Annotated in this window: 1 pseudogene; it reads right to left on the bottom strand. The window is 43.3% G+C overall.

Features of this window, described 5'->3' with window-relative positions:
• A pseudogene (locus DWX32_RS20410) lies at positions 1 to 210 on the bottom strand (IS200/IS605 family element RNA-guided endonuclease TnpB); the annotation flags it as partial.

The raw sequence follows: 210 nt of genomic DNA, 5'->3' as shown, positions 1-210 counted from the left end.
ATCAATCCCAATCGTTCCACCCTGATTAGGTCGCGGTTCCGGTTCAAATTCAACGTTCAGAACCGCAAAATATTTTCCGGATGGCGTATGCTCAATGGTTACGTGACGAATGTTTCCCACTTCCATTGACTGACGCACTTTCACATATCCAAGCTTCGGAAGTTTGATATATCTTCCCACGATACGAATGTTGTCTTTTTGATTTACCGT

It is taken from the genome of Blautia sp. AF19-13LB, assembly GCF_003479105.1.
Classification (GTDB): Bacteria; Bacillota; Clostridia; order Lachnospirales; family Lachnospiraceae; genus Fusicatenibacter; species Fusicatenibacter saccharivorans.
This window is presented reverse-complemented; position numbering and strand designations above follow the sequence as displayed.